Annotated in this window: 24 protein-coding genes and 1 pseudogene; 16 read left to right on the top strand and 9 right to left on the bottom strand. The window is 70.3% G+C overall.

Annotated elements, in window-relative coordinates; genetic code table 11:
• Positions 1-4: 4 nt before the first annotated feature.
• From HC028_RS11600 to HC028_RS11615, 4 genes are read right to left on the bottom strand one after another with little or no spacing between them, the layout of a single operon-like run.
• Positions 5-1,024, bottom strand: a complete 1,020-nt coding sequence (locus HC028_RS11600) for an NAD(P)/FAD-dependent oxidoreductase (RefSeq protein ID WP_168076341.1) — start codon at positions 1,022-1,024, stop codon at positions 5-7.
• The gene (locus HC028_RS11605; protein WP_168076342.1) at positions 1,014-1,913 is read right to left on the bottom strand and encodes an NAD-dependent epimerase/dehydratase family protein; all 900 of its coding nucleotides are present in this window, start codon (positions 1,911-1,913) and stop codon (positions 1,014-1,016) included. The genes HC028_RS11600 and HC028_RS11605 overlap by 11 nt, the downstream gene beginning before the upstream one ends.
• Positions 1,910-2,902, bottom strand: coding sequence for a nucleotidyl transferase family protein (locus HC028_RS11610; RefSeq protein ID WP_168076343.1), 993 nt, complete (start codon positions 2,900-2,902; stop codon positions 1,910-1,912). Before HC028_RS11610 ends, HC028_RS11605 begins: the two co-directional genes overlap by 4 nt.
• A 31-nt stretch (positions 2,903-2,933) precedes the next feature.
• A complete protein-coding gene (locus HC028_RS11615; RefSeq protein ID WP_168076345.1) occupies positions 2,934-3,962 on the bottom strand; it encodes a hypothetical protein in 1,029 nt (342 codons plus the stop codon).
• Positions 3,963-4,463: 501 nt separating this feature from the next.
• Here HC028_RS11615 and HC028_RS11620 point away from each other — a divergent pair.
• On the top strand, positions 4,464-5,027 hold the full coding sequence (locus HC028_RS11620; RefSeq protein ID WP_168076567.1) for an NUDIX hydrolase: 564 nt from the start codon (positions 4,464-4,466) through the stop codon (positions 5,025-5,027).
• A 6-nt stretch (positions 5,028-5,033) separates the two neighbouring features.
• On the opposite strand, the gene HC028_RS11625 is transcribed toward HC028_RS11620, so the two are convergent.
• Together HC028_RS11625 and HC028_RS11630 are read right to left on the bottom strand one after the other, a co-directional pair.
• Positions 5,034-6,410 (bottom strand): helix-turn-helix domain-containing protein, encoded by a 1,377-nt coding sequence (locus HC028_RS11625; protein WP_168076347.1) that lies wholly within the window; start codon positions 6,408-6,410, stop codon positions 5,034-5,036.
• Between the two features lie 73 nt (positions 6,411-6,483).
• Entirely contained in the window at positions 6,484-6,732 is a 249-nt protein-coding gene (locus HC028_RS11630) for a hypothetical protein (protein ID WP_168075984.1), read from the bottom strand.
• Position 6,733: 1 nt separating this feature from the next.
• Between HC028_RS11630 and HC028_RS11635 the strand changes: the two genes are divergently transcribed.
• The 8 genes from HC028_RS11635 (at position 6,734) to HC028_RS11670 (ending at position 14,949) form a co-directional block, all read left to right on the top strand.
• Entirely contained in the window at positions 6,734-7,165 is a 432-nt protein-coding gene (locus tag HC028_RS11635; protein ID WP_239075226.1) for a GNAT family N-acetyltransferase, read from the top strand.
• A 238-nt stretch (positions 7,166-7,403) separates the two neighbouring features.
• Complete coding sequence (locus HC028_RS11640; protein ID WP_168076351.1) at positions 7,404-8,168, top strand: DeoR/GlpR family DNA-binding transcription regulator; 765 nt, start codon at positions 7,404-7,406, stop codon at positions 8,166-8,168.
• A gap of 156 nt (positions 8,169-8,324) precedes the next feature.
• Entirely contained in the window at positions 8,325-9,629 is a 1,305-nt protein-coding gene (locus tag HC028_RS11645; RefSeq protein ID WP_239075227.1) for an ABC transporter substrate-binding protein, read from the top strand.
• Positions 9,630-9,714: 85 nt separating this feature from the next.
• On the top strand, positions 9,715-10,647 hold the full coding sequence (locus tag HC028_RS11650) for a carbohydrate ABC transporter permease (RefSeq protein WP_168076353.1): 933 nt from the start codon (positions 9,715-9,717) through the stop codon (positions 10,645-10,647).
• On the top strand, positions 10,644-11,447 hold the full coding sequence (locus HC028_RS11655) for a carbohydrate ABC transporter permease (protein ID WP_239075228.1): 804 nt from the start codon (positions 10,644-10,646) through the stop codon (positions 11,445-11,447). The genes HC028_RS11650 and HC028_RS11655 overlap by 4 nt, the downstream gene beginning before the upstream one ends.
• On the top strand, positions 11,444-12,439 hold the full coding sequence (locus HC028_RS11660; RefSeq protein WP_168076355.1) for a zinc-dependent alcohol dehydrogenase family protein: 996 nt from the start codon (positions 11,444-11,446) through the stop codon (positions 12,437-12,439). Before HC028_RS11655 ends, HC028_RS11660 begins: the two co-directional genes overlap by 4 nt.
• Complete coding sequence (locus HC028_RS11665; protein ID WP_168076357.1) at positions 12,440-13,489, top strand: 2-hydroxyacid dehydrogenase; 1,050 nt, start codon at positions 12,440-12,442, stop codon at positions 13,487-13,489.
• Positions 13,486-14,949, top strand: a complete 1,464-nt coding sequence (locus HC028_RS11670; protein ID WP_203981115.1) for an FGGY-family carbohydrate kinase — start codon at positions 13,486-13,488, stop codon at positions 14,947-14,949. The genes HC028_RS11665 and HC028_RS11670 overlap by 4 nt, the downstream gene beginning before the upstream one ends.
• Here the strand turns inward: HC028_RS11670 and HC028_RS11675 are convergent.
• Positions 14,940-15,434, bottom strand: a complete 495-nt coding sequence (locus HC028_RS11675; protein ID WP_168076359.1) for a cell division protein SepF — start codon at positions 15,432-15,434, stop codon at positions 14,940-14,942. The genes HC028_RS11670 and HC028_RS11675 overlap by 10 nt on opposite strands.
• A gap of 242 nt (positions 15,435-15,676) precedes the next feature.
• Here HC028_RS11675 and HC028_RS27045 point away from each other — a divergent pair, with 242 nt between their 5' ends.
• The 3 genes from HC028_RS27045 to HC028_RS11690 all read left to right on the top strand — a co-directional run bounded on the left by HC028_RS27045 (position 15,677) and on the right by HC028_RS11690 (position 19,404).
• Positions 15,677-16,237, top strand: a complete 561-nt coding sequence (locus HC028_RS27045) for a hypothetical protein (protein WP_203981116.1) — start codon at positions 15,677-15,679, stop codon at positions 16,235-16,237.
• On the top strand, positions 16,234-16,815 hold the full coding sequence (locus HC028_RS11685; RefSeq protein WP_168076361.1) for a hypothetical protein: 582 nt from the start codon (positions 16,234-16,236) through the stop codon (positions 16,813-16,815). The genes HC028_RS27045 and HC028_RS11685 overlap by 4 nt, the downstream gene beginning before the upstream one ends.
• Positions 16,816-17,046: 231 nt before the next feature.
• Positions 17,047-19,404 carry a HelD family protein gene (locus HC028_RS11690; RefSeq protein ID WP_239075242.1) on the top strand — a complete coding sequence of 786 codons (2,358 nt, stop codon included), beginning with the start codon at positions 17,047-17,049 and terminating at the stop codon, positions 19,402-19,404.
• Between the two features lie 112 nt (positions 19,405-19,516).
• Here HC028_RS11690 and HC028_RS11695 read toward each other — a convergent pair whose 3' ends face one another.
• Complete coding sequence (locus HC028_RS11695; RefSeq protein ID WP_168076365.1) at positions 19,517-19,909, bottom strand: SCO5389 family protein; 393 nt, start codon at positions 19,907-19,909, stop codon at positions 19,517-19,519.
• Positions 19,910-20,048: 139 nt separating this feature from the next.
• Positions 20,049-20,219, bottom strand: a pseudogene (locus HC028_RS11700) (DUF1345 domain-containing protein); the annotation flags it as partial.
• A 537-nt stretch (positions 20,220-20,756) separates the two neighbouring features.
• Here HC028_RS11700 and kdpF point away from each other — a divergent pair.
• From kdpF to HC028_RS11720, 4 genes are read left to right on the top strand one after another with little or no spacing between them, the layout of a single operon-like run.
• The gene (gene kdpF, locus HC028_RS28125) at positions 20,757-20,846 is read left to right on the top strand and encodes a K(+)-transporting ATPase subunit F (RefSeq protein WP_168076369.1); all 90 of its coding nucleotides are present in this window, start codon (positions 20,757-20,759) and stop codon (positions 20,844-20,846) included.
• On the top strand, positions 20,847-22,505 hold the full coding sequence (gene kdpA / locus HC028_RS11710; protein ID WP_168076371.1) for a potassium-transporting ATPase subunit KdpA: 1,659 nt from the start codon (positions 20,847-20,849) through the stop codon (positions 22,503-22,505).
• Positions 22,502-24,652 (top strand): potassium-transporting ATPase subunit KdpB, encoded by a 2,151-nt coding sequence (kdpB, locus tag HC028_RS11715; protein ID WP_168076373.1) that lies wholly within the window; start codon positions 22,502-22,504, stop codon positions 24,650-24,652. The genes kdpA and kdpB overlap by 4 nt, the downstream gene beginning before the upstream one ends.
• Before the next feature lie 2 nt (positions 24,653-24,654).
• Positions 24,655-25,527, top strand: a complete 873-nt coding sequence (locus HC028_RS11720; RefSeq protein WP_168076375.1) for a potassium-transporting ATPase subunit C — start codon at positions 24,655-24,657, stop codon at positions 25,525-25,527.
• The last annotated feature ends 3 nt before the right edge of the window (positions 25,528-25,530 follow it).

Here is a 25,530-nt window from a genome sequence, read left to right on the forward strand (position 1 = left end):
ACGGTCAGACGATCGCGTCGACCACCTGGTCGGCGCAGTGCCACGCGGTGCTCCATTTGCCGGGCAGCGCGACGACCAGGTTCGCGGTCGGAGTCCAGCCCGGTGGCGGGTCGCGGAGGTCGATGACGGTGCTGGATGGGTTGGCGTGCGGGTTGGTCGGCTCGCACACGGTGCCCCATAGCAAGTCGAGGTCGCCGTCGCCTGGACGGATGCCGCGCCGGTCGAGCGCGGCCCGTAGTCGATCATGTTCCGCCTCGGTCGTGTCGTACCGGCCCTCGACCGCGGGCAGGCCAATGCGGATACCGGCGACGTCCGGGCTGATCGCCAGCAGGTCGCCGTCCAGCCAGTAGGTCAGGCTCTTCGCGTCGACCCCAATGAACCGACCCCAGGCGATCCGGCGGACTCCCAGCGTGTGCCGGATGCCCGCGCGGGAAAGTAGGAGTGGCGTGTCGGCGCCGGTCGCCAGCACCACTACGTGCGCACGCTGCGTGGACTGGCCGGGCCAGACGAGTGTGCTGGTCGGATCGCGGCGTAACGTGACGTCGAGCCGCCGTGCCGGTGGCACACCGCTCGCCCGGGCCAGGTCGAGCAGGCGGGCGTGCAGAGCCGGTAGGTTCACGCTTCGGTCCGGGATACGGAAGGCCGCGGCCGGGGGAGGGAACGGGCCGGCGGTGCGGGGATCCACCTCCACGGCGTCGATGCCGATCCGGGTCCAGGCGTCGTGGTAGCGGTCGAGGGCGTCGATCGCGTGGAACAGGGCCAGCCCGTAGGAGTCGCCGACCTGCGCCGGCTCGATGAGGGCACGCCATCGGTCGTGATGCTGCCAGCACGCCCGCGCCACCGCGGGGAGGACCGGGGCGTATACGGCGCCGGAGTGCAGCTGTCCGAAGTTCGCCAATGACGCGCCGGGCCGTTCGTTGCTCACGCACCGCACCTGCAGGCCACGCCGGGCTGCGGTGACGGCGATGGCCAGGCCGCACAGGCCCGTTCCGATGACGAGGACGTCTACGCGCTCATCGAGCATGGGCCGCTCCGTTCTCGATCGGGGAGGATCCGAGGGTTCGTTCGTCGATGACCGTCACGTGGTACCGGTCGGCGAATCGGCGCACCAGCGCGGCCGGAGCCAAGTGGTGGTCGATCAAGCGTCGAAGCCGTAGGGGCGCCAGGCGAAGCCGGCTGCGGGTGGCGGCTCGGTGAGCCTGCATGGAGTCGCGCTCCAGGACAAGGCTGCGCAGGTGGGTCCGGATGGCGGTGCCGACATCGGATAGCGGCATGATCCGCTCGCTGAGCGCAGCGGCGGCGAGGTCGGGAACGCGAATCGTGAATCCGGGTCGGGTCGGTGCGGTCAGAGCTGCGGCGACCAGCCGTCGCGCGGCCTGGTCGAACGACCACGCCGGCCGGCATGCGGTCTTGGCGCAGGGCAGCGGGGTGAGTTGGGGTAGGAGCAGTGCCGCGCCGGAGACGCCGGAGCGGGCGTAGGTGATGATCTGCCGCCGCTTCGCCCGCCCGTACGGCGTCTGGTACGGGCCGGGCGCGAGCACCGCAGTGGTGCTCGCGGCGACCAGCGCCCACGAACGGCCGCCGGCGCTGAGTCGGTCGTGCAGGCCCACCACCGCGTCGGTGACGCCCTGCACGCTGCGCCGCATGGCGTTGACCCCGCTGCGGTCAAGCACGCTGTCGACGACGCAGACGTGGTCGTACCCGGCGGTCCAGGCATCTACCACAGTGGCGACTCGGGCCCGGTCCCCGGCGACCGTCAGGTCTGCGGTGATCCACCGGGTGTTGCCCGGTCCCTCGATGTCCAGCGGCGTACGCGCGACTGCGATGACGTCGAAGCCGGCCCCGGCGGCCAGTGGGCACAGGGCGTGGCCGAGCCGACCGGACGCTCCCAGGATGACGACGGCCTGGCTCATGGGGTGCATCGCCGCCACGTTTCGGCGAACTTGGCGAAGGAGAGGCAGAACTCCTGTCGCGCCTCGCGCCACGCGTTCGGCCGGGCGGCGCGTTCGGTGAATGCCTGACTCGCGTGGGTGATGTCGGCCGCGTCCCAGCCGCTGCTTAGCTCGATGGCGGACAACACCGCGGGTTGGCTCGCCTCGTCGTCGCTCATGACGCGCTCGTTGATCTCACGGGGAGTCATGTTGAGGTGGATGCTGGACGCCTGGATGCTCTTGGACATCTTGGGGTAGCCGGCGAGGCCTTCGAGAACTCTGAAGTACAGGGCGCCGATCCGGCTGCGCCAGCCCAGGCTCAGTTCACCGGCGTCGGCCTGCCGCTGCAGCACCAGGCGGGCCAGGTCGGTGAAGTACGCCTCCTCCATGCCGGACACCATGAGGACGTTGGTGGCACCGTTGTCGAACGGGCCGAGCACGTCGGCGACGGTGTACAGCGAGTCGACGACCACGCCGGTTTCGCTGCCGAGCAGTCCGTGGTCGGCGTACAGCTCCAGCAGGCTCTCGCGGTGCTTCTGGAAATCGGCCCGAGACAGGTAACGCGCGATTCGGCCGGCTCGGGTGAGGTTGTCGTGGTCGAGGTGGGAACGCAGTCGGGCTGTGTCCGGATCCAGGCCGAGCGCGACGAGGAACGCGAACATCTGGTCTCGCACCTGAACCAACGTCGACCAGGCGACATTGCGGGAGTTCCACGCTCCCAGATCTGAGATGACGACCGTCATCTTCACCGCGAGCCGGCGTTGCAGTTCGACCGTGCCGAGCATGACCGACAGGGTGCCGGCGGTCGGCGCGTTCGTCGGGCCGAATCCGGTGACGACGGCCATCGACTCTCGAGCCTTCGGGTCCAGGACCGTGAGTGCGTTGTCGGAGTGGGTGAAGCGGGCAGCGGTCGGGCCGAGGTGTTCGGCTACGACCTCGGCGGATTGTGGATCGATCCGCGTGGCGGGCATTGGGGCTCCTCTGCCGGAGGTGGGTGAGCGTCTATCGGAGGTTGGTGAGCGCCGTGAGCAGTCGCATGGCGCGGCCGGACCGGCGAGCGTGGCCGACGCGGTCGACTGCGTCGTCGATGTCCAGCCCGGTGGCGCTCGCGGTGAGGACGAGCGCGGCGTTCAGCTCAACCAGTCGGGTGGCCGGTGTCTCGCCGCCCGGGGCGAGAGATTCGGTGACGAGAGCGGCGTTACCGTCGTGTGTCGGCCGGTGCGCGATGGCTCGCCGCCATCCGTCTGTCGGCGCGATGCCCTGACGCGTGCCTGTTGTGATCATGCCGCCAGCCACGCGGGCCAGCCGCGCCGCGCCGCCGTCACCGTACTCGTCGACCATTTCGCCGGGGGACAGCTCGGTCGAGGCGACAGCGCCGGCGGCGAGGTCCGGCCTGATCCGCCGCAGCGCGGCGGCGGCGAGCGTGACGTCGCGGTGTGCCAGGCCGAGCACGAACCCGCTGGCGCGCACGCACATCGCCGCGACCGGCATGAAGAAGCTCGCCGGGTTCAGCGTGTCGAACACGCCGTCGTAACGCGCCGCGTAGCGCGGGCAGAAGATCGGGTACGCGACGAACGCGATGCCGTGCCGCTGCAGTGTCTGCGGAATGGCAGCCGGGCAGCTGACGGGCCGAATGCCGAGGACATCGAGAATGTCGGCGGCCCCGGAGACCGCGGACACCGATCGCGAGATCCCCTTGATGACGGGTGTCCCGGTCGCTGCGGCGAGGATCGCGGCGGCGGTGCTGACGTTGAAAGTCTTGAACTGTTCCTTGCCGCTGCCGGCGACCACGACGGCGCCTTCGGGTACGGGGACCGGCCGCGCGGCGTAGCGGCCGAGAACCGGATCGAACCTGGAAATCACCGTCCACCAGTCAGCCAGTTCTCCAGGCCCGAGTCGGTCTGCGCGCAGCAGGTCAGCGCACCATCGCCGCCAGCACGCGTCCGACGCGGGAGACGCGTCCCGCAGCATCGTGTCCAGGAACTCCGGACACCACGTGCCGGGAGGTGCGGTGAGGGACCGGGCGCTCACGCGGTCCACCACGGACTCGGCGTGGTGACCTGGCGCGCGCCGCACAATTCGGGCCGGGACGCCCCGGGTGTACGCCGGGGCAGACGTAGCGACAGGCGGAACAATCCCGCTGCCCACTCGTGCGCTGGGCACGGCCCCGGCACCGCGCAGGCCAGGCAGCGGCCGTCCACGCAGGACACCACATGCCGTGTCAAGACGGCCTGTGCTTGCTCGATCTGTTCACCGCCGGGATACCTTCCCATGAGTCCTCCGAGAGCAGTCGTTGGATGGGCGCGGCGGCGGCAAGTGGGTCATGCGAGATCGCTCCAGCCGACGTCGATCGCCGCCGCCGTCGCCCGGGACCCAACGGCCCGGCCCCTTCCGGCTCAGACCGTCACGTCCCTCGATGGCAAGCGTGGCCGTGGCGGGTGGCAGGTTGAAGCGGTGCGTCGTCAGCAGCTGTCAGCCGACACCGTCGCCCTGGCGGAGTACGGGCCGGCGCACGCCGATAGGGTGCGGGGCATGGATACGGGTGCTCGGCGGGCCAGCGAGTGGACCATCCACGGCGAGCGGGTCGTCGACGACACCAGACGCGCGGTGTTGAGCGTCGCCGACGTCGAACTACCCGACGGCGTCCGCTTCGAGCAGTACGTGCTCCGGGTACCCGCCGCGGCGATGGTGGTCGTCCTCGACGACGCCGACCGGGTGCTGATGATGTGGCGGCACCGGTTCATCATCGACCGATGGGTATGGGAGCTGCCCGGCGGCTACCTCGACCCGGACGAGGAGCCGGCCGCGTGCGCCGCCCGGGAGGTCGAGGAGGAGACCGGCTGGCGGCCCAGAACGATGGAGCCACTGCTGGAGTTCCAGCCCATGGTCGGCACCATCGATCAGCGCAACGTCGTCTACCTGTCTCGCGGAGCCGATCACACCGGCGCCGCGCCCGATGTCAACGAAGCCGAACGGCTCGGCTGGATCCCGCTGGCCGAGGTGGAGCAGCGGATCAAAGCAGGGGAGATCGTCGGCTCCGGTTCGGTCACGGGCCTGCTCGCGGTCCTGCTCGCGAGGGCGACCGGACGGATCTGACCGGTCTTATGCCGTCTGGAGCACCGGCCGTACCCGTTCCGTGAACTCCCGCACCGCCGTCACGTCGCCGTAGGGCGCGAGCCGGCGTGCGAGGTCGGCGAGGTAGTCGTGCGCGCGTCGGGACCGCAGGCCCGTGGCCGCCTCGACGGCCTGTCGGCCCACCGTGCCGGCCTGCTCCGGATCGCCCGAATGCAGGTGCGCGACGGCCAGCAGCGCCAGGTTGAACTGCCGGCCGCGCGCGTACGCGTGGCCATCCATCTGAAGCGACCGCACGGCGAACCGGGTGGCGAGGTCACCACGGCCGAGAGCCGCGAAACAGTGTCCGAACTTCGCAGACAGGTACGCCTCGTCGAAGTAGCCGATCCACTGCGGGGCGCTGGTGCGGTCCGCGCGGTCGAAGGCGCGTTCGGCGCGGTCCAGCGCCGCCGCGCACGCTGCTTCGTCGCCGCCGATCGCGTGGCCCTGCGCCTCCAGCACAGCCGACTCTGCCTGGATCGCGGTCGCCCCGGCCTCGGCCGCCGTACGCCCGGCGGCGCGGGCCAGGTCGACCGCTTCCGACGAGGCGCCCAAGTAGGCCGCCTGGTGGCTCATCGCCGCGAGGATCTCCGCGCCCAGCGCGCGGTCGCCCGCCGCGGCGGCCAGCCGTAGCGCGTGGACCAGATACCGCTGCGCCAGGCCGTTTCGCCCGACGTCGTACGAGGCCCACCCTGCGAGCTGGGTCACCTCGGCCGCCGCCGACAGCAACGCGGCGCCGGTGCGGGCGTCGTAACGGCCCCGCAGCAGTCCCGCCACCTCGGTGTCGAGGAACCGGACCACCCGGTCGCGGACGTGGCCACCGCCGTACCTGTTGTCGAGCGCCCGGTAGACGCTCGTGATCTGCCGCACGGCCTCGACATCCGGCTCTCCGACGACACGCTCACCGCGGCCGACGGGCTCCTCATCAAGCCGCGAGGTCAGCCAGCGGAGAGCCGGCGTGACGAACGCAGCCGCGCTGAACGTCGCGCCCACAAGAAGATCTCGCCGTTGCATGTCCGCCTGCCACAGCTCAGCCGCGGCCTCTACGCCGTGTCGCCAGTCTGGTGCGAACTCTAGCCCGCGCGCTGCCTTGCCGTCGGTGTCGCCGACGTCGGCGGTCTGTTCGCCGCTGTCGGCGGACACCTCGCTCACCATGGCTGACAACTGCCCGTCGGCACCGAGCGCCGCGTCGAGCAGCGCCGCCACGGACGCGCTCGGCCGCTTGCCGCCCGCCTCGAGATCCCATAGGTAGCCGTGAGAGCAGTGAACCTGCCGCCCGAGCTGGCGCAGTGACAATCCCCGCTGTTCGCGCAGCTCCCTCAGGCGGACCCCGAAGCCTGGGACAACGGCGACGATCTGTCGCGGCATGCCATGCTCCTCAGAACAAGGTCATGGTTGGCCGGTCGTCCGTCGGACGACGGCGTGGTCTGACGGTACCCGCTCAGCCGCATCGATGGGACCACAGCGTTCCACGCAGGACCGCCAGCGCGAGAGTGCGTTCGGCGGCGCCACCGCGGTCACCATAGGATTGAGCGGCGGTGAGCACCGCGAGCCAGTCGTCGACGGTCTGGCGGGCGAACTCCGCCCATGGCCCGTCCGGTTCGGTCAGCGACAGGGCGTACGCCGCCAGCCAGAGGGTCAGCAGCGGCCGATGTCGTTGGTCCGCCAACCAACGCCAGGTGGTTCTCACCGTGGTGGCTAGGTCTCCGTCAGATCGGACCTGCCCCAGCAACGCCAACTCAGCGGCGCGGGAGGCCGCCTGGATTGCGGAGGTGGACGGGCGCCGGGTCGGGTGCGTCTTCTGCGTCGCCGCCGACAAGAGCGCCGACCAAACCGCCGACCAGGCCACCGCGCAGCTGCGGATCCTGCTCGTCGACCCGTCCGCCCGCGGGCATCACCTCGGTGGCCGGCCGGTCGACGAGTGCGTGGCGTTCGCTCGCCGGGCCGGGTACGCGCGGATGAAGCTGTGGACCAACGATCCGCTGGTCGCGGCCTGCCACGTCTATCTGTCGCGCGGCTTCGCTCTCGTACAGGAGGAGCCGCACCACAGCTTCGACGTCGACCTCGTCGGCCAGGTGTACGAGTTCGACCTCCGTGAGGGAACGGAGCCCGCAACGGTCTGACCGGATGCCCAAACGCTCAACCGGGTAACAAACGGGCACCGCAAACGTCCGATCGATCACGCTCTTTGTGAGCGGATGACCTCATTAATGCGTTTCAACCGCTCGATTGCCTGCATCCGAACGGGCAAAATCAGACGTGAATGGTCACGCTGTGAGCCCGTTCACACCATGACGCGGATGTTAGACATTCTCCACCCCTGAAACCCGGGCGAAACAGCAGCGCTGGAGGGAGGTGCGGGTGAACACGGAGGAGCGCCGACACCGGATCCTGAGCCAGGCTCGCCGGGACGGCGCCGTCGACGTGGCCAAGCTCGCCGCCGACCTGGCGGTGGCGCCGGAGACCATCCGGCGTGACCTGCGCCTGCTGGAGAAGCACGGGCTGGTACGGCGTACGCACGGCGGCGCGTACCCGGTGGAGACCGCCAGGTTCGAGACGACCCTCGCCATGCGGACCACGCGCCAGGTGCCGGAGAAGCGGCGGATCGCCGCGGCAGCCGCCGAACTTGTGGGCGACGCCGAGACGGTCTTTATCGACGAGGGGTTCACCCCGCAGTTGATCGCCGAGGCGCTGCCGATCGACCGCTCGCTGACGGTGGTCACCGCGTCGCTGAGCACGGCCGCGATGCTGTCCGCAGCCTCGACCTCCACCACGGTGCTGCTCCTCGGCGGCCGGGTACGCGGCCGCACCCTGGCCACGGTGGATCACTGGGCCACCCGGATGTTGGCCGGCTTCGTCATCGACCTGGCGTTCGTCGGTGCCAACGGAATCTCCCGCGAACACGGGCTCACCACCCCTGACCCGGCGGTGGCGGACGTGAAGTCGCAGGTCGTCAAAGTGGCGCGCCGCCGGGTGTTCGCGGGCGTCCACACGAAGTTCGGGGTGAGCACCTTCTGCCGGTTCGCGGAGGTCGCCGACTTCGACACGATCGTCACCGACACCGCGCTGCCGACCCTGGAAGCGCACCGCTACTCGCTCCTCGGACCCCAGGTGCTCCGGGTATGACCGCGCTCGGCTGAGCGGGCGCCCGCCACCTGACAACGAAGTTCTCACCATCACTCTCATTACCCTCATTGGAGGTCTGCTGTGCAAAAACAGGGGACAAGAGGGCGCCGCTCGCCCGCGTTATCGCTGCTGGTGGGTGCGGCCACGGTTGGCCTTGTGCTCAGCGGCTGTTCGGGCGCCGGTGACACCGGCTCGGGTGCCGGCAGCGACAAGACCATCACGGCATTGATGGTCGGCAACCCGCAGATGGAAGACATCGCCAAGCTCACCGCCGACGCCTTCACCAAGCAGACCGGCATCACGGTGAAGTTCACGATCCTGCCGGAGAACGAACTGCGCGACAAGGTGACTCAGGACGTGGCCACCCAGGGCGGGCAGTACGACGTGGCGACGATCGGCGCGTACGAGGCGCCGATCTGGGCGAAGAACGGCTGGCTGCACGAACTGTCCAGCTACGCCGACTCCGACTCCGCTTACGACAAGGGCGACCTGATCGAGCCCGTGGTGAAGTCGCTGTCGGGCGAGGACGGCAAGCTGTACGCCGCGCCGTTCTACGGCGAGTCGTCCTTCCTCATGTACAACAAGGAGATCTTCGCCGCGAAGGGCTTGACGATGCCGGAGCGGGCCACCTGGCAGCAGGTGGCGGAGCTGGCGGCCAAGGCCGACGACAAGGCGAACGGCACCGCGGGCATCTGCCTGCGCGGCCTGCCCGGCTGGGGTGAGATGTTCGCCCCCCTGACCTCTGTGGTCAACACTTTCGGTGGCACCTGGTTCGAGAAGGACTGGACGCCGAAGGTCAACGCGCCGGAGTTCACCGAGGCGGTCAAGTTCTACGTCGACACCGTGCGCAAGTACGGCGAGCCCGGGGCCTCGCAGGCCGGGTTCACCGAGTGCCTCAACGCGTTCGGCCAGGGCAAGGCCGCGATGTGGTACGACGCTACCTCGGCCGCCGGCACCCTCGAGGACCCGAAGGCCAGCAAGGTCGCCGGCAAGGTCGGCTACGCGTACGCCCCGGTCGTGAAGACCAAGGCGTCGGGCTGGCTGTGGGCGTGGGCCTGGGCGATGCCCAAGACCACGAAGAAGGCCGACAACGCCTGGAAGTTCATCTCCTGGGCGACCAGCAAGGAGTACGAGAAGCTGGTCGGCGAGAAGCTGGGCTGGTCGCGACTGCCGGCCGGTAAGCGGAAGTCCACCTACGACGTCCCGCAGTACAAGGACTCGGCCAAGTCGTTCGCCGACATCACGCTGAAGGCCATCGAGGAGGCGGACCCGGTCAACCCGGGCGTGCAGCCGCGGCCCACGATCGGCGTGCAGTTCGTCGACATCCCCGAGTTCGCCGACCTTGGGACGAAGGTGTCCCAGGAGATAGCCGCGTGCATCGCGAACGGCACCCCGGTCGATCAGGCCCTAGCCAACGGCCAGAAGCTCGCGGAAGACGTCGCGAAGAAGTACCGCAAGTAAGAAGAAGTACCGCAAGTAAGAGGCAGCGGGCGCGCCCGCGGCGAGAGTCGCGGGCGCGCCGGCCCACCATGGAAGGGCCTGTCACATGACTCAAGCGATTGCCACCGGCGCCGCGCCGTCCGGTGCCCGGGCGGCCCAACAGAAGCGCGCCGGCGCGCGGGACCGCTTGGTACGCCGGCTGCCGCTGCTGCCCGCGCTGATCTTCGCGATCGTCGTGACGCAGATTCCGTTCCTCGTCACGCTCTACCTGTCCACCTTCGGCTGGAACGCGCTGCGCCCCGGCGAGCGCCGCTTCGTGGGCCTGGACAACTACGCGGCCGTCCTCACCGACGCGCGCCTGCGGGCCGCGCTGCTCAACACGGTCGTGCTGACGGCCAGCGCGGTGCTGGTGTCGCTGGTCCTCGGCCTCGGCCTGGCCCTCCTGCTCGACCGTAGGTTCCCGGGTCGTGGCGTGGTGCGCACGCTGCTCATCACGCCGTTCCTGGTCATGCCGATCGCCGCCGCGCTGCTGTGGAAACACGCGATCTACAACCCGACGTACGGTCTGATCAACGGCCTGCTCGGCGGCCACACCGACTGGGTCTCCAACTACCCGATGGTTGCCGTGGTGGCGACGCTCGTCTGGCAGTGGACGCCGTTCATGATGCTGATCCTCCTCGCGGGGCTGCAGAGCCAGAGCGAGGAGGTCCTCGAGGCGGCGCGGGTCGACGGCGCCGCGCCGCGGCAGGTGTTCACCCGCATGACGCTGCCGCACCTGCGCCAGTACCTGGAGTTGGGTGCGCTGCTCGGCTCGATCTACCTGGTGCAGACGTTCGACGCGGTCTTCACCATCACCCAGGGCGGCCCCGGCACGGCGACGACCAACCTGCCGTACGAGATCTACCTGACCACGTTCCGCAAGTTCGAGTACGGCGAGGCGGCCGCCGCCGGCGTCGTCGTGGTGATCGGCACGATCATCGTGGCCACGTTCGCGCTGCGGGTCATCTCCAGCCTGTTCCGGATGGAGGAGGGGCGTTGAGGAAACTCGCCTGGACGGTCACCGCGTGGGCGGTCGGCATCATCTTCGTCTTCCCCGTCCTGTGGATGGTGGTGACCGGGTTCAAACAGGAGCAGGACGCGGCCAGCAACCCGCCGACCTGGCTGTTCGACCCGACGCTCGACCAGTACCGGCAGGTCTTCGGCCGGCACATCACGCCGTACCTGCTGAACTCCCTGATGGCCAGCGGCTTTTCCACACTGCTGGTGCTGGTGTTGGCCACGCCGGCGGCGTACGCGCTGTCGATGCGGCCGGTCGACAAGTGGCGCGACGCGCTGTTCTTCTTCATCTCCACCAAGATGCTGCCGGCTGTCGCCGCGCTGCTGCCGCTGTACCTGGTCATCAAGCAGTTGGGCATGCTCGACAACGTCTGGAGCATGGTCATCCTGTACACCTCGATGAACCTGCCGCTAGCGGTGTGGATGATGCGCTCGTTCCTGCTGGAGGTGCCGCGCGAGATCGTCGAGGCGGCCTCGGTCGACGGGGCCGGGCTCGGGTTGACGATCCGCAAGGTGATCGCGCCGATCGTCTCGCCCGGGATCGCCGCCACCGCCCTGATCTGCTTCATCTTCGCCTGGAACGAGTTCTTCTTCGCGGTCAACCTGACTGCCACCCGATCCGGCACGGCGCCGATCTTCCTGGTCGGGTTCATCTCCTCGGAGGGTCTGTTCCTCGCCCGGCTGTGCGCGGCCGCGACGCTGGTGTCCCTCCCCGTACTGCTGGCCGGCTGGCTGGCGCAGAACAAGCTGGTACGCGGACTCTCGATGGGAGCAGTGAAGTGAAAGCAGCGGTCATCGTCGAGCCGGGTCGGATCGAGATCCAGACGATCCCGGATCCGACGCCCGGCCCGCGCGACGTGGTGGTCCAGGTCGCCGGGTGCGGTATCTGCGGCACCGACCTGCACATCATGGAGGGCGAGTTCGCCCCCGCGTACCCGATCGTGCCGGGCCACGAGTTCGCCGGCACGGTCGTCGAGGTGGGCCCGGACGTCACCGAGGTAGGTGTCGGGGACCGGGTCGCCGTCGACCCGTCCCTGCACTGTGGAGAGTGCTACTACTGCAAACGGGCGCGCGGCAACCTGTGCGAGAACTGGGGCGGCATCGGCATCAGCGTCCCGGGTGGCGCCGCTGAGTACACCGTGGTGCCGGTGAAGAACTGTTTCCGGCTGCCCGACGGCGTCGCGGTCGCCGACGCGGCCCTGATCGAGCCGCTGTCGTGCGCGGTACGCGGCTTCGACGTGCTGCCGCGCAACATGGCCGACCACTACCTGATCTACGGCTCGGGCACGATGGGCCTGATGATGATGGAGCTGGCCAAGCGGGCGGGGGCGGCCAGCGTGTCGATGGTCGACCTCAACCCGCAGCGGCTCGAAACGGCGCGGCTGCTCGGCTGCACCGCCGCGGTGACCTCGGCCGACGAGCTGGCCGCGCCGCGCGGCTGGGACGTGGTCATCGACTGCACCGGTGTCGCGGCCGCGATCGCCGACGGGCTGCGGCGGGTCGGCAAGGGCGGGACGTTCCTGCAGTTCGGTGTCGCGAACTACGACGCCCGGGTCGAGGTCGAGCCGTTCAAGATCTACAACCAGGAGATCACGATCACCGGCTCGATGGCCGTGCTGCACAGCTTCGAGCGGGCCGGCGACCTGTTCGCCACCGGGGTGCTGCCGCCGGAGATCTTCATCAGCCACCGGTTCCCGCTTGACCAGTACGCGGACGCCCTCGGCCAGTTCCAGGCCGGTGTCGGCCGCAAGATCCAGATCACTCCGGGGGCCTGAATGCACACCCTCGTGGTCGGAGACGGCTTCATTCCGGCGGACCCGTACGTGTCGGCGCTGCGCGAGCGGCTCGGGCCGGACTTCGGCCCGGTGCGCACCGTCGACCTACCGGGCGACAAGAAAGACCAGCACGAGTGGCAGCAGATCATGGAGGCGCGCGGCCCGAACGCGGTCGAGCCGGCGCCGGCCCTGCTGTCCGCCGTGGCCGGCGCCGAGGTGCTGTGCGCGCACTTCGCCCCGGTGGGGGAGAAGGTGCTCGCCGCGGGCGACGCGCTGCGCCTGATCGCGGTGGCGCGTACCGGGCTGGAGAACGTCGACGTCGACGCGGCGACGGCGCGGGGCGTGGGGGTGGTGCCGGTGTACGGACGCAACGCTGGCGCCGTCGCCGAACTGCAGATCGGACTCATGCTCGCCGAGGCCCGTAACATCGCCCGCGCCGACGCGTCGGTCCGTTCGGGTGGGTGGCGCAAGGACTTCCCCGGGGCGCGGATCGAGATCGCCGGCCGTACGGTCGGCATGGTCGGGTTCGGTCACGTCGGCGCGCAGTTCGCGCGGCGGCTGGCCGGCTTCGGCTGCCGGCTGATCGCCTACGACCCGTATACGTCTCCGGCTGCCCTCGCTGAGCACGGCGTCGAGCAGGTGTCCACCCTGGACGAGGTGTTCGCGTCGTCGGACTTCGTCGTCGTGCAGGCCCGGCACACGCCGGAGACCGACACGTTCATCGGCGCGGCGCAGTTCGCGTTGATGAAGCCGCACGCGTACTTCATCAACGTCGCGCGCAGCCGGGTCGTCGACACCGACGCGCTCCACGGCGTGCTCGCGGCCGGCCGGATCGCCGGCGCCGGCCTGGACGTCTTCGACGCCGAGCCGCTGCCAGCGGACAGTCCGTGGCGCGGGCTGGACAACACCACGCTCACCACGCACTTCGGCGGCGACACCGAGGAGACGAACCTGACCTCGGCCCGTCTGGTCGTCGAGGCGGTCGCCGAGTACGCGGCGACCGGCCGGGTGGCGTCCGGGGCGAACGCGAAGGCGCTGGGCTGGACGTGAATTATCTGCTCGGCATCGACGCCGGCCAGACGGTCACCAAGGCAGTCCTGTTCGACGACACCGGTCGGGCGGTGGCCGCCGGCCGCGCCGACACACGCGTGTCCAGCCCGTACCCGCGCTGGCAGGAGCGGGACATGGAGGAGGCGTGGCGGCAGACCGCCACCGCGATCGCCGCGTGCCTGCGCGCCGCCGGCCGCGACGGCCGGGCCGTCGCGTCGATCGGGCTCTGCGGGCACAACGACGGCGTGTACGCAGTGGACGGTGACGGATCGCCGGTGCGCCCGGCGATCCTCGCCACCGACTCACGCGCGCACGAGTACGTCGCGCGGTACCGAACCGACGGTACCGCGGAGCGGGCCCTGCCGCTGACCGGGCAGTCACCGTTCGCCGCCTCGCCGGCCGCCGTCTACGCCTGGCTGCGCGACCACGAGCCGGCGACGCTGGAGCGCGCCCGGTGGCTGCTGTTCTGCAAGGACTGGCTGCGCTTCCGGTTGACCGGGGTGCCGGCCACCGACCCGACCGAGGCGAGCGCGTCGTTCACCGACGTGGCCGACCAGGGGTACGCCGCCGACGCCCTCGCCCTCTACGGCCTCGAAGCGTGTACCGGGAAGCTGCCGCCCATCCTGCGGGCCGACGAGGTGGCCGGCCGGGTGACGGAGCGCGCCGCGGCCGAGACGGGTCTACGGGCCGGCACCCCGGTCGTGACCGGCGCCCACGACGTCGACGCGGCGGCCCTCGGCCTGGGTGCCGTCGATGCCGGCGCTGTCTCGATCGTGATGGGCACCTTCTCGATCAATCAGGTCGTCGCCGCCGACTTCCGCCTGGACCACCGCTGGCAGGCCCGCAACTTCCTGTCGCCGAGCCGGTGGATGCACATGTCGACCTCCCCGTCGTCGGCGTCCAACCTGGACTGGGCGGTCCGGCTGCTCGGCCCGTACGACGGCGACGGGCGACCGGACTTCGCCGCGGCGGTGGCCGCCGGGGCGGCGACCGCGCCCGCCGACGCGCCGCTGTTCCTGCCGTTCCTGTACGGGTCACCGCACGGCGACGGGATCGCGGCGTCGTTCGCCGAGGTACGCGCCTGGCACGGGCGTGGGCACCTGCTGCGCGCCGTGCTCGACGGTGTCGTGTTCAACCACCGCACCCACCTCGACGCGCTACGGGAGGCGTTCGACCTCGCCGGCCCGGCCCGGCTCGCCGGCGGCGGCGCGCGCAGCCCGCAGTGGTCGCAACTGCTCGCCGACGTGACCGGCCTGCCGGTGGAGGTGGTCAACAGCGACGAGGCCGGGGCCCGGGGCGCGGCCGCGCTCGCGGGTATCGGCCTGGGCTGGTACTCCTCGCTCACCGACGCGGTGGCGGCAACGGTACGGGTCGTACGCCGGCACGATCCCGTCGCCGACCCGGTGCTGGAGGAGCGCTACGAGCGGTATCTCGCGCTCGTGGCGCGGGCTCAGGCCTGATCGAAGAAGTCGCCGCCGCTGCTCTTCTGGCCCTCGCCGGTCAGAATGGCCGTGCCGAGCGGTGAGAGCAGGAAGACCCCGCGGGTCAGCCGGTGGATGTTGCCGCGGCGACCGAAGATCAGGCCCGCCGCGAAGTCGACGATGCGCCGCGCGTCCGGGTCATCCAGCCCGGAGAGGTCGATGATGACCGGGACGTCCTGGCGGAAGTACTCGCCGATGATCCGTGCGTCACGGAAGCCGCGGGCGTGGATCGTGGCGATCTGCATGGGCTCGGTTTCCGGCTCCGGGGCGCTGTCCACCGGCACCGGCAGGCGCCGTTCCGCAGCAGCCCGCTCCGCCGCCGCCCGTGCCGCGGCCGCCCGCACCGCCGGGTGCCGCCGGGACCGCACCGGCAGCTCGTCCGCGGTGTAGTCGTCCTCGTCCAGGTCTTCTTCGCTGTCCTCGGCAAGGCCGAGCCAGACACCGGTCTTTCGAAGCGACCCCATGCCCACGTCCTCTCGCTCGTGCGGTGCCAGCCGGGCGCGGCCCGACAGCGGCGTCTTCGATGACAAGCGATGGGCCGGCGGCCTTGACGGTACGCCAACACGCCGCCGCCAGGTGCGACAACGCGCCGGTGCGCGGTGCGACGTTCAATCGACCGGCAGCGCCAGGTTTCGCCCGGACGGGGGCGGGCAGGCCCTCAGTTGGTACCGACCGGACGAGGCGAGAGCGCGGCGAGGTGAGCGACGTGGGCAACCCGCAGGACCGGGACGCCAGGAACCAGGACTCCGGGGGCCAGGAGGTCAGGACCCCGGACATCCAGTACCCGGAAACCAAGCTCCCGGACGCCGCGAAGCGGGGCGCCGAGGAGGTGCTGGACGAGTACGACCGATACGGACCCGGCTACCTCGACGAGGTCACCGAGCCGCAGGACGAGGCGGGGCAGGCCAGGGCGGCCGCGGAAAGTCAGGACGTGGCCGACCACCCCATCGATCCGTTCATCTACGAGTCCGGCGGCCCGACGGACACCCGGGGAATGGTGACGACGACCGGCGGCAAGGCCGGCCCGGCCGCCGCTCACCCGTACCACAACCGGGAGCCCAAGGGGCCGGGCAAGGTGGCCAACCCGACCACCGGTGACGCCACGAGCGGCGGCATGGGAACCCCGGTCGGCGGCCCGTACAGCGACGCCACGACCGCAGTCAGCGTCGGCGGCACGATCGTCGGGGGCTGCGATGAAGAACCGGACGGCGCCCCGGCCGAGGGCGCCGGTGCGAACCGGACCGGCGACGGCAGCTACTCCGCATGACGCGGGGGTTCCTGCTGATCGGCCCCGAGTCCAGCGGCACGAAACTGACCGCTGAGCTACTGCGGCGGGCCGGCTGCCGATCGGTGGGGATCATCGGCGGTGACGACGGCCCGCAACTGCCGGCAGACGACCGGCCCCGGTTGTTACGGCGCAGCTTCCCGCACGGGTTCGAGTGGTTCACCGTACGGGACCTGGTCGCGCTCCTGGACGCCGAGGGCGTGAAGGCCGAGGGCGTGAAGGCCGAGGACGTCCAGGTCGTGATCACGACCCGGGACTGGTTCACGATGGTCGACAGCCAACTGAACCGCCGGCTGGCCGCCGACCGCGAGACCGCCTTCGCCAACCTCCGCCGCGCGTACCGCGAGATCTTCGCCGGGGTCTTCGAGCTGGGCCTGCCGTACCTCGTATCCAGCTACGAGGCGTTGACCGCGCAGCCCCGGTACGCCGAGCGTTTGCTGGACGCGATCGGCCTGCCGCCCGCCGCGGTCGAGTGTTACGAAGCGAATGCGAAATGGTACGGCGACCAGCCCGCCCGGACCGGCCCACCGCCCGGCGTATGGACCGCGGGGCAGTACTGACCGGCCGAAACCCGTTATCGACAACAGTCGACTCACCTGCGCGCGCAAGGCACGCTATCTTTGGTGGTTCGGGCATAAAAAAAGAACGGCGAGAATGCCGTTATGTCGCCAGAGAATAGCGGACAGGGAGTCAGTTTGTCAAACGCTCGGGCCTTCTGCGCCGACAACCGAGACGTCGACAACCGAGACGTCGACAACCCGGAGCTCGGTCGGGAGCAGGAGTACGTGTCGATGCTGTACGGCCGGCTCGACGACCTGCGTGCGCAGGCGTCCAATCGGCTGGACGCTTCCCTGCGGGCAACCGGCGGTACCCCGCAGGCGCGGTCTGAACGCGAGACCACCATCCGCATGTACACCGATCAACTGGCCCACCTCAGCGCGGTGGAGAACGGCCTGTGCTTCGGCCGGCTCGACTTCGAAGCCGGGGAGCGCCGGTACATCGGCCGTATCGGGGTCTTCGAGGAGAGCGGCGACTACGAGCCGCTGCTGATCGACTGGCGAGCGCCCGCGGCCCGCCCGTTCTACCTGGCGACCGCGGCGTCACCGGAGGGGGTCACGCGGCGCCGGCACATCCGGACCAGGAGCCGGACCGTCGTGGGCCTCGACGACGAGGTGCTCGACCTGACCGCCGTCAAGGCCGGCGCGCACGAGGAGGTGACCGGCGAGGCCGCGCTGCTGGCCGCGCTGGACGCCCGGCGTACCGGCCGGATGCAGGACATCGTCGAGACCATCCAGGCCGAGCAGGACCGGGTGATCCGCGCCGAGCCGGGCGGGGTCCTCGTCGTGCAGGGCGGCCCCGGCACCGGCAAGACCGCCGTCGCGCTGCACCGGGTCGCGTACCTGCTCTACACGTACCGGCAGCAGCTGTCCACGCGGGTGGTGCTGGTCGTGGGGCCGAACGAGACGTTCCTGCGCTACATCTCCCAGGTGCTGCCCTCACTGGCCGAGACCGGCGTGCTGCTCGGCACCGTCGGCGACCTGTACCCCGGGGTCACCGCCCGGCGCGCCGAGTCGGCCGAGGCCGCCGAGATCAAGGGGCGGCTGGAGATGACCGACGTGCTCGCCGCCGCGATCCGCGACCGGCAGGAGGTGCCCGACAACGACATCGACATCACGATCGAGGGCGACACTCTCCGGCTGGACCGGGCGATCTGCGAGGACGCGCGGGCCGCGGCACGGAAGTCGGGCAAGCTGCACAACCTGGCCCGTCCGATCTTCGACACCGAGGTCATCCACGCGTTGTCGCTGCAGCTCGCCGAGAAGATCGGCACCGACCCGTACGCCGACGACCCGCTCGGTGGCGACGACGCGCCGGGCGACCCACAGGTCCTGTCCGAGGCCGACCTCGCCGAGATCCGCCGGGAACTGCGCGAGGAGCCGGAGCTCAAGGCCGCGCTGGACTGGATGTGGCCGATCCTCACCCCGCAGAAGCTGCTCCGCGACCTGTACGCCTCCGACGAGCGGCTGGCCACCGCCGCGCCTGCGCTGACCTCCGACGAGCGGGCCCTGCTGCGGCGCGAGCCGGCCGGCGGGTGGACCCCGGCGGACGTACCGCTGCTGGACGAGGCGGCCGAGCTGCTCGGCGAGGACGACCGGCCGATCAACGCCCTCGCGGAGAAGCGGCGCCGGGAGCGGATCGCATACGCCGAGGGCGCACTGGAGATCCTGTCCGGTTCGGCCTCCCTCGACTTCGAAGACGACGCGGAGTCGGAGATCCTCGCGGCGACCGACCTCCTCGAGGCCGAGCGGCTCGCCGACCGGCACGACGAGGAGTTGCGGCTGACCCCGGCCGAACGCGCCGCGGCCGACCGCAAGTGGGCCTTCGGGCACGTCGTCGTCGACGAGGCGCAGGAACTGTCACCGATGGCCTGGCGGCTGCTGATGCGGCGGTGTCCGAACCGGTCGATGACCGTCGTCGGCGACGTCGCCCAGACCGGTGACCTGGGCGGGACAACGTCCTGGGAGCAGGCGCTCGAGCCGTACGTGGACCACCGCTGGCGGCTGGAGGAGCTGACGGTCAACTACCGCACGCCGGCCGAGATCATGGCGGTCGGTGGCGGCGTGCTGGCCGGCATCGACCCGTCCCTGCAGCCGCCGCGCTCGGTGCGGCACAGCGGGGTGGACCCCTGGGGCCTGCGGGTAGAGCCGGCACAGCTCGACGAGTGCCTGGTGGAGGCCGTGCTGCGGGAGGCCGCCGAGGTGGCCGACGGCAGGATCGGCGTGATCGTTCCCGCCGGGCACGAGTACGAGCTGGGCCGGGTGGTCACCAAGGCCGTGCCCGACGCGGCGATCGGCGAGCAGCCGGACCTGGAGCGCCGGGTGGTGGTGCTGACCGTACGCCAGGCCAAGGGGCTGGAGTTCGACTCGGTGATCGTCGTCGAGCCCGCCCGGATCGTGGCCGAGTCCACGCGCGGGTACCGCGACCTGTACGTGGCCCTCACCCGGGCGACGCAGCGCCTCGGCGTCCTGCACACCGCGCCGCTGCCGGCCGGCCTGGATGGGCTACGTCCGCTGACTGACGGGCTACGTCCGCTGACTGACGGGCTACGTCCGCTGACTACCGAGGCGGCGTCACCGGCGAACTTCTGAGCGCCGGCAGCACCTCGGCGCCGAGCCGAGCAGGAACAGGTCCACCCGAAGCCCGGTGGCCGCCGGCGTACGCCGGCGGCCACCGGGCTTCGGGTCTCAAGGACCATGGGGATCAGCAGTCACGGAGCTCCGGTGACTGGTTGAGCAGCTGGCCACGCGGGGAGATGAAGTCACGGTAGGCCTGCCCGTCCACGGCGGCGGGGGTGAACGCGGCGACCCGGTGGCAGTTCTGGAACGCCAACTTCACCCCGAAGTGGCGTTCGAGGCCCCCGCGGATCGCGTCGCTGGCGAGCGCCCGCAGCAGTTGGCCGCGCTCGGCCTCGCTGGGCGGCGGAACGGCGTGGTCGGCGAACTCGCCGCCGTCACGGCGGAGGTCGGAGACCGCCTCGGTGATGACGCGCCAGGCGTAGGGCAGCGAGTCGCGCACGCAGGCGACGAACTCGGCGTCGTCGACCGGGCCGGCCTCGGCCCGTTCCAGCAGGGCGGTTGGTACGTCGAGGGACATGTCGCTTCCTTCCGCTCAGCGGCCACGTGAGGGCGCCGCGTAGAGGTGATCGATCGACGGAGGTACTTCGACAGCCTGTCAATCGATACGGACGGCGTCTATCTGATTACAGATAGCGGGAACGGCCGCGCCCTGGCGGCTACTTCGTCAGACCGGCGACCAAGTTGATCGTCAGCGCGACGATGACGGTGCCGAACACGTACGACAGCAGCGCATGCCGAAGCACAACGGCCCGGAAGTCGGAGTTGTTCAACTCGGTGTCGGAGACCTGGAACGTCATGCCGACGGTGAAGGCGAGGTAGGCGAAGTCGGAGAAGCGAGGTCAGCGCGGAAGTGTCCCAGGCGACCAGCGGTACGAGCGGCCACGGCACCAGCCGCGCCGACAGCACGCCGGCACTGATTCCGGCGGCCACCGACGTCGCCACCCGCCGCCGTGCGGAGACGCCATGAACTGGCGTTTCGCCGGTTTCTCGTACCATCGTCGCGGTCTCCGCTCAATGATCGACGTGCAGCCGAAAACCGCACGTGCTCGATGACCGAGGTCGGCTAAGCGCAGCCCGCATCGGCGGCGACGCAACCGCGTAGAAAACGCGTCAAGAAACGGTCCGGACGCGTAGAGAACACGTACATGCGCTGGCTGGTCGGTAGTGCCAGCGGTGGAATGGTCTCCATTGTGCTCCGTTCAGTGCTCTGCCAGGGGTTTCTGGTCGACCGGTTCGGTGAGTTCTCCCGGCAGGGAGGCGCCAAGCGCAGGAAGGAGCGGCGCGGTGTCTGACGTGATCTTCGTGTTGTTGACGGTGCTCCTATTCGCCGGCCTGGCACTGCTGCTACGCGGGGTGGAGAAGCTGTGAACGCCGAGAACCTGATCGGCCTCGTCCTCGCCGTCGGGCTGCTGGCGTACCTGGTCGTAGCACTGCTCTTCCCGGAGCGCTTCTAGATGAGCACCGCAGGCGCGGGTGCGCTCTTCATCGCCTCTCTCGCGGTCGCCCTCGCCGTGGCGTACCGGCCGGTCGGCGACTACCTGTACCGCGTGTTCACCTCCCGCCGGCACTGGCGGGTGGAGCGGGTCATCTACCGGCTGGTCGGGGTCAACCCCGACGGTGAGCAGACCTGGCGCATGTACGCGCGCGGCGTCCTGGCCTTCTCCGCGGTGTCGGTGCTGGCGCTGTACGCGCTCCAGCGGCTGCAGAACCACCTGTGGCTCTCGCTCGGACGGCCCGCGGTACGGCCCGACCAGGCCTGGAACACAGCGGCCAGTTTCGTGACCAACACCAACTGGCAGTCTTATTCGGGCGAGACCGCAATGGGGCACCTGGTACAGATGGCCGGCTTGGCGGTGCAGAACTTCGCCTCGGCGGCGGTCGGCATCGCGGTCGCGGTGGCGCTGGTACGTGGGTTCGCGCGTAGCCGGACCACGGAAGTGGGCAACTTCTGGGTCGATCTGGTGCGCACCTGTCTGCGGATCCTGCTGCCGGTCGCCGTGGTCGGGGCGCTGGTGCTCATCAGCGCAGGCGTGGTGCAGAGCCTGTCGGCCGGGCGCGACGCGCACACCCTGGCCGGCGCGGCGCAGCACATCCCCGGCGGGCCGGTCGCGAGCCAGGAGATCATCAAGGAGTTCGGTACGAACGGCGGCGGCTTCTACAACGCCAACAGCGCCCATCCGTTCGAGAACCCGACCGGCTGGACCAACTGGATCCAGGTCTTCCTGCTGCTGGTGATCGCGTTCTCGCTGCCCCGGACGTTCGGCCGGATGGTCGGCGACCGGCGGCAGGGCCTCGCGATCGCGATCATCATGGCAGTGCTGGCGGTCGGCAGCGTGGTCGCGGTCAACGCCTTCCAACTCGCCCACCAGGGCACCGTGCCACAGGCCGTGGGCGCCGCGACCGAGGGTACGGAGGTCCGGTTCGGCGTACCGCAGTCGGCGACCTTCGCGGCCGCGACCACGTTGACCTCGACCGGTGCGGTCGACTCGATGCACGACTCGTACACCGCGCTCGGCGGAGCGGGGCTGACGGCCAACATGATGCTGGGCGAGATAGCGCCCGGCGGGACCGGTTCGGGCCTGTACGGCATCCTCGTCCTCGCCGTGATCACGGTCTTCGTGGCCGGGCTGATGGTCGGTCGCACCCCGGAGTACCTGAGTAAGAAGCTCAGCGCCCGCGAGATCAAGTTCGCGTCGCTGTACTTCCTGACCACGCCGGCGCTGGTACTGGTCGGCACCGCGGCCGCGATGTCGCTGACGTCGGCGCGGGCGTCGATGCTCAACGCCGGGCCGCACGGACTGTCCGAGGTGCTCTACGCGTACACCTCGGCGGCCAACAACAACGGTTCGGCCTTCGCCGGTCTCAACGCCAACACCACGTGGTACAACACGACGCTCGGCGCGGTCATGCTCCTCGGCCGGTTCGCGCCCATGGTCTTCGTCCTCGGCCTGGCCGGGTCGCTCGCGGCACAGCGGCCGGTACCGGCGTCGGCCGGCACGCTCAAGACCTACCAGCCCCTGTTCGTCGGGATGGTGGTCGGCATCGTCCTGATCGCGATCGCGCTGACCTACCTGCCCGCCCTCGCCCTCGGTCCCCTCGCGGAGGGGCTATGACTACCACACAGAAGTCGCCACCCGCGGCCCAGCCGCCGTCTGCCGCCCCGAACCGGGTCCGGGCCGGCCTGCTCGATCCATGGCAACTGATCAGGTCCTTGCCGGACGCGCTGCGCAAGCTCAACCCGACCACGCTGTGGCGTAACCCGGTCATGTTCATCGTCGAGATCGGCTCGGTGTTCACCACCGTGCTGGCGATCGCCCATCCGACCGTCTTCGCCTGGACGATCGCGATCTGGCTGTGGCTGACCGTGGTGTTCGCCAACCTCGCCGAGGCGGTCGCCGAAGGGCGGGGCAAGGCGCAGGCGGAGACGCTGCGGCTGGCCAAGAAGGACACCATCGCCCGCCGGCTGCGCAACTGGACTCCCGGTGCCGCGCACCTCGACGAGGAGGCCGTGCCGGCGCCGGCGTTGCGCCTCGGCGATGTCGTGGTGGTGGAGGGCGGCGAGATCATCCCCGGTGACGGTGACGTGATCGAGGGGATCGCCAGCGTGGACGAGTCAGCGATCACGGGCGAGTCCGCGCCGGTGATCCGGGAGTCCGGTGGGGACCGGTCGGCGGTCACCGGCGGCACGAAGGTGCTGTCGGACCGGATCGTCGTACGCATCACCCAGAAGCCGGGGGAGAGCTTCATCGATCGGATGATCGCCCTGGTCGAGGGCGCCAACCGGCAGAAGACCCCGAACGAGATCGCGCTGAACATCCTGCTGGCGGCCTTGACGATCATCTTCCTGCTCGCGGTCGCGACGCTCCAGCCGCTGGCCATCTTCGCGAAGGCACAGACCCCGGCCGCGCCGTCCACCCAGGCGTTGACGCCGCACGGCGTGACCGGCATCGTGCTCGTCTCGTTGCTGGTCTGCCTCATCCCCACCACGATCGGCGCGCTGCTGTCGGCGATCGGCATCGCCGGCATGGATCGGCTCGTGCAGCGCAACGTGCTGGCCTTGTCCGGCCGGGCGGTCGAGGCCGCGGGCGATGTGAACACGCTGCTGCTGGACAAGACCGGCACCATCACGCTGGGCAACCGGCAGGCCACGGAGTTCACGCCCGTGGACGGGGTGGACGAGAAGGTGCTGGCCGACGCGGCCCAGCTGTCCAGCCTCGCCGACGAGACACCGGAGGGGCGTTCGGTCGTCGTCCACGCCAAGGAGCGCTACGGACTGCGTGAACGGCAGATCCAGTGCGCCGACTGGGTGCCGTTCACCGCACAGACCCGGATGTCCGGCGTCGACCTCTGTGCTCCCGGCGACGTCCGGCAGATCCGCAAGGGCGCGTCGAGCGCGGTGCTGAAATGGGTACGTGACCACGGCGGGCACACCAGCGACCACGTCGCGACGGTCGTCGACGGCGTCAGCGCCAGCGGTGGGACACCACTGGTGGTGGCGGAGAAGCGGGCGGGTGAGCCGGCGAGAGCGCTCGGCGTCATCGATCTCAAGGACGTCGTCAAGGTCGGCATGCGGGAGCGATTCGACGCGATGCGGCGGTTGGGCATCCGCAGCGTGATGATCACCGGTGACAATCCGTTGACCGCCCGGGCGATCGCGGCCGAGGCGGGCGTGGACGACTACCTTGCCGAGGCCAAGCCCGAGGACAAGATGGACCTGATCAAGAAGGAGCAGGAGGGCGGCAAGCTGGTCGCGATGACCGGCGACGGCACCAACGACGCCCCCGCGCTGGCGCAGGCCGACGTCGGGGTGGCCATGAACACCGGCACGTCGGCGGCCAAGGAGGCCGGCAACATGGTCGACCTGGACTCCGACCCGACAAAGCTGATCGAGATCGTTCAGATCGGCAAGCAGTTGCTCATCACGCGGGGCGCGTTGACGACGTTCTCGATCGCCAATGACATCGCGAAGTACTTCGCGATCATTCCGGCGATGTTCGTCGCTGTCTACCCGGGCCTGGACCGGCTGAACATCATGCGGCTGCACAGCCCGGCCTCGGCGATCCTGTCCGCGGTCATCTTCAACGCGATCATCATCGTCGCGCTGATCCCGCTCGCGCTGCGCGGAGTGCGCTACGCCCCGGGGAGCGCGGCCGCGATGCTCCGGCGCAACCTGCTCGTCTACGGCGTCGGCGGCATCATCGCCCCGTTCGTCGGCATCAAGGTCATCGACCTGGTGGTCCAGTACCTGCCGGGGCTGTAGCGATGCGTCTTCCGTACTGGTTGTCGCAGCATCTCGCCGCGCTACGCGCGCTGCTCGTCCTCACCGTGCTGCTCGGCATCGGCTATCCGCTGGTCATGGTCGCCGTCGCGCAGCTTCCCGGGCTGAAGCACGCGGCCGACGGCTCGCCGGTCGTGGCCCCGAACGGCGCGGACGCCGGCAGCCGGCTCATCGGCCAGCCCTTCGCCGACGCCCACGGCCAGCCGCTCGGGCAGTACTTCCAGTCGCGCCCGTCGGCGGCCGGCAGCGGCAACGGCTACGACCCGACCGCCAGCGGCGGGTCGAACCTGGGGCCGAACAGCGTCGTCGACCCCGGCCCGGACAAGCCCAGCCTGCTGACCCTGGTCTGCGCCCGCAGTCGGAGCGTCGGCGAACTGGAGGGCGTGGACGGGCGGCGCCCGTACTGCACCCCGGAGGGGGTCGGCGCCGTCCTCGCGGTCTTCCACCGGAACGGGATCACCGGCCCGGTCACCCGCGCGGTCAGCCTCAACCAGCGCTGCCCCGTACCGCCGTTCGTCGCGACGTACCAGGGCGTGCCCGTCGAGTGCGCCAAGGCGGAAGAGGACTACTCCCGCGGCATCGTGACGCCGGTGCGCGGCGACGCCCCGGCCAACCCCGCGGTACCCGCCGACGCGGTCACCGCCAGCGCCAGCGGACTCGATCCCGACATCAGCCCCGCGTACGCTCGATTGCAGGCAAACCGGGTGGCGAAGGCGCGCGGAACTACCGTTGACACTGTGCTGCAACTGGTCGACCGGCACACCACCGGGCGCGCCCTCGGCTTCCTCGGCGAACCGGCCGTCAACGTCCTCGAACTCAACGTGGACCTCGACCGGAAATACCCCTACCGCCGTTAGGGG

It is taken from the genome of Planosporangium flavigriseum, from assembly GCF_011947225.1.
GTDB classification, from domain to species: Bacteria; Actinomycetota; Actinomycetes; order Mycobacteriales; family Micromonosporaceae; genus Planosporangium; species Planosporangium flavigriseum.

Excerpts from the sequence above, each read along its gene's own strand:
- HC028_RS11650 (WP_168076353.1), top strand. The coding sequence starts at position 9,715 with ATGACTCAAGCGATTGCCACCGGCGCCGCGCCGTCCGGTGCCCGGGCG.
- HC028_RS11620 (WP_168076567.1), top strand. The coding sequence starts at position 4,464 with ATGGATACGGGTGCTCGGCGGGCCAGCGAGTGGACCATCCACGGCGAG.
- HC028_RS11665 (WP_168076357.1), top strand. The coding sequence starts at position 12,440 with ATGCACACCCTCGTGGTCGGAGACGGCTTCATTCCGGCGGACCCGTAC.
- HC028_RS11675 (WP_168076359.1), bottom strand. The coding sequence starts at position 15,434 with ATGGGGTCGCTTCGAAAGACCGGTGTCTGGCTCGGCCTTGCCGAGGAC.
- HC028_RS11610 (WP_168076343.1), bottom strand. The coding sequence starts at position 2,902 with ATGCCCGCCACGCGGATCGATCCACAATCCGCCGAGGTCGTAGCCGAA.
- HC028_RS11625 (WP_168076347.1), bottom strand. The coding sequence starts at position 6,410 with ATGCCGCGACAGATCGTCGCCGTTGTCCCAGGCTTCGGGGTCCGCCTG.
- HC028_RS11685 (WP_168076361.1), top strand. The coding sequence starts at position 16,234 with ATGACGCGGGGGTTCCTGCTGATCGGCCCCGAGTCCAGCGGCACGAAA.
- kdpA (WP_168076371.1), top strand. The coding sequence starts at position 20,847 with ATGAGCACCGCAGGCGCGGGTGCGCTCTTCATCGCCTCTCTCGCGGTC.
- HC028_RS11690 (WP_239075242.1), top strand. The coding sequence starts at position 17,047 with ATGCTGTACGGCCGGCTCGACGACCTGCGTGCGCAGGCGTCCAATCGG.
- HC028_RS11605 (WP_168076342.1), bottom strand. The coding sequence starts at position 1,913 with ATGAGCCAGGCCGTCGTCATCCTGGGAGCGTCCGGTCGGCTCGGCCAC.
- kdpB (WP_168076373.1), top strand. The coding sequence starts at position 22,502 with ATGACTACCACACAGAAGTCGCCACCCGCGGCCCAGCCGCCGTCTGCC.
- HC028_RS11695 (WP_168076365.1), bottom strand. The coding sequence starts at position 19,909 with ATGTCCCTCGACGTACCAACCGCCCTGCTGGAACGGGCCGAGGCCGGC.
- HC028_RS11720 (WP_168076375.1), top strand. The coding sequence starts at position 24,655 with ATGCGTCTTCCGTACTGGTTGTCGCAGCATCTCGCCGCGCTACGCGCG.
- HC028_RS11600 (WP_168076341.1), bottom strand. The coding sequence starts at position 1,024 with ATGCTCGATGAGCGCGTAGACGTCCTCGTCATCGGAACGGGCCTGTGC.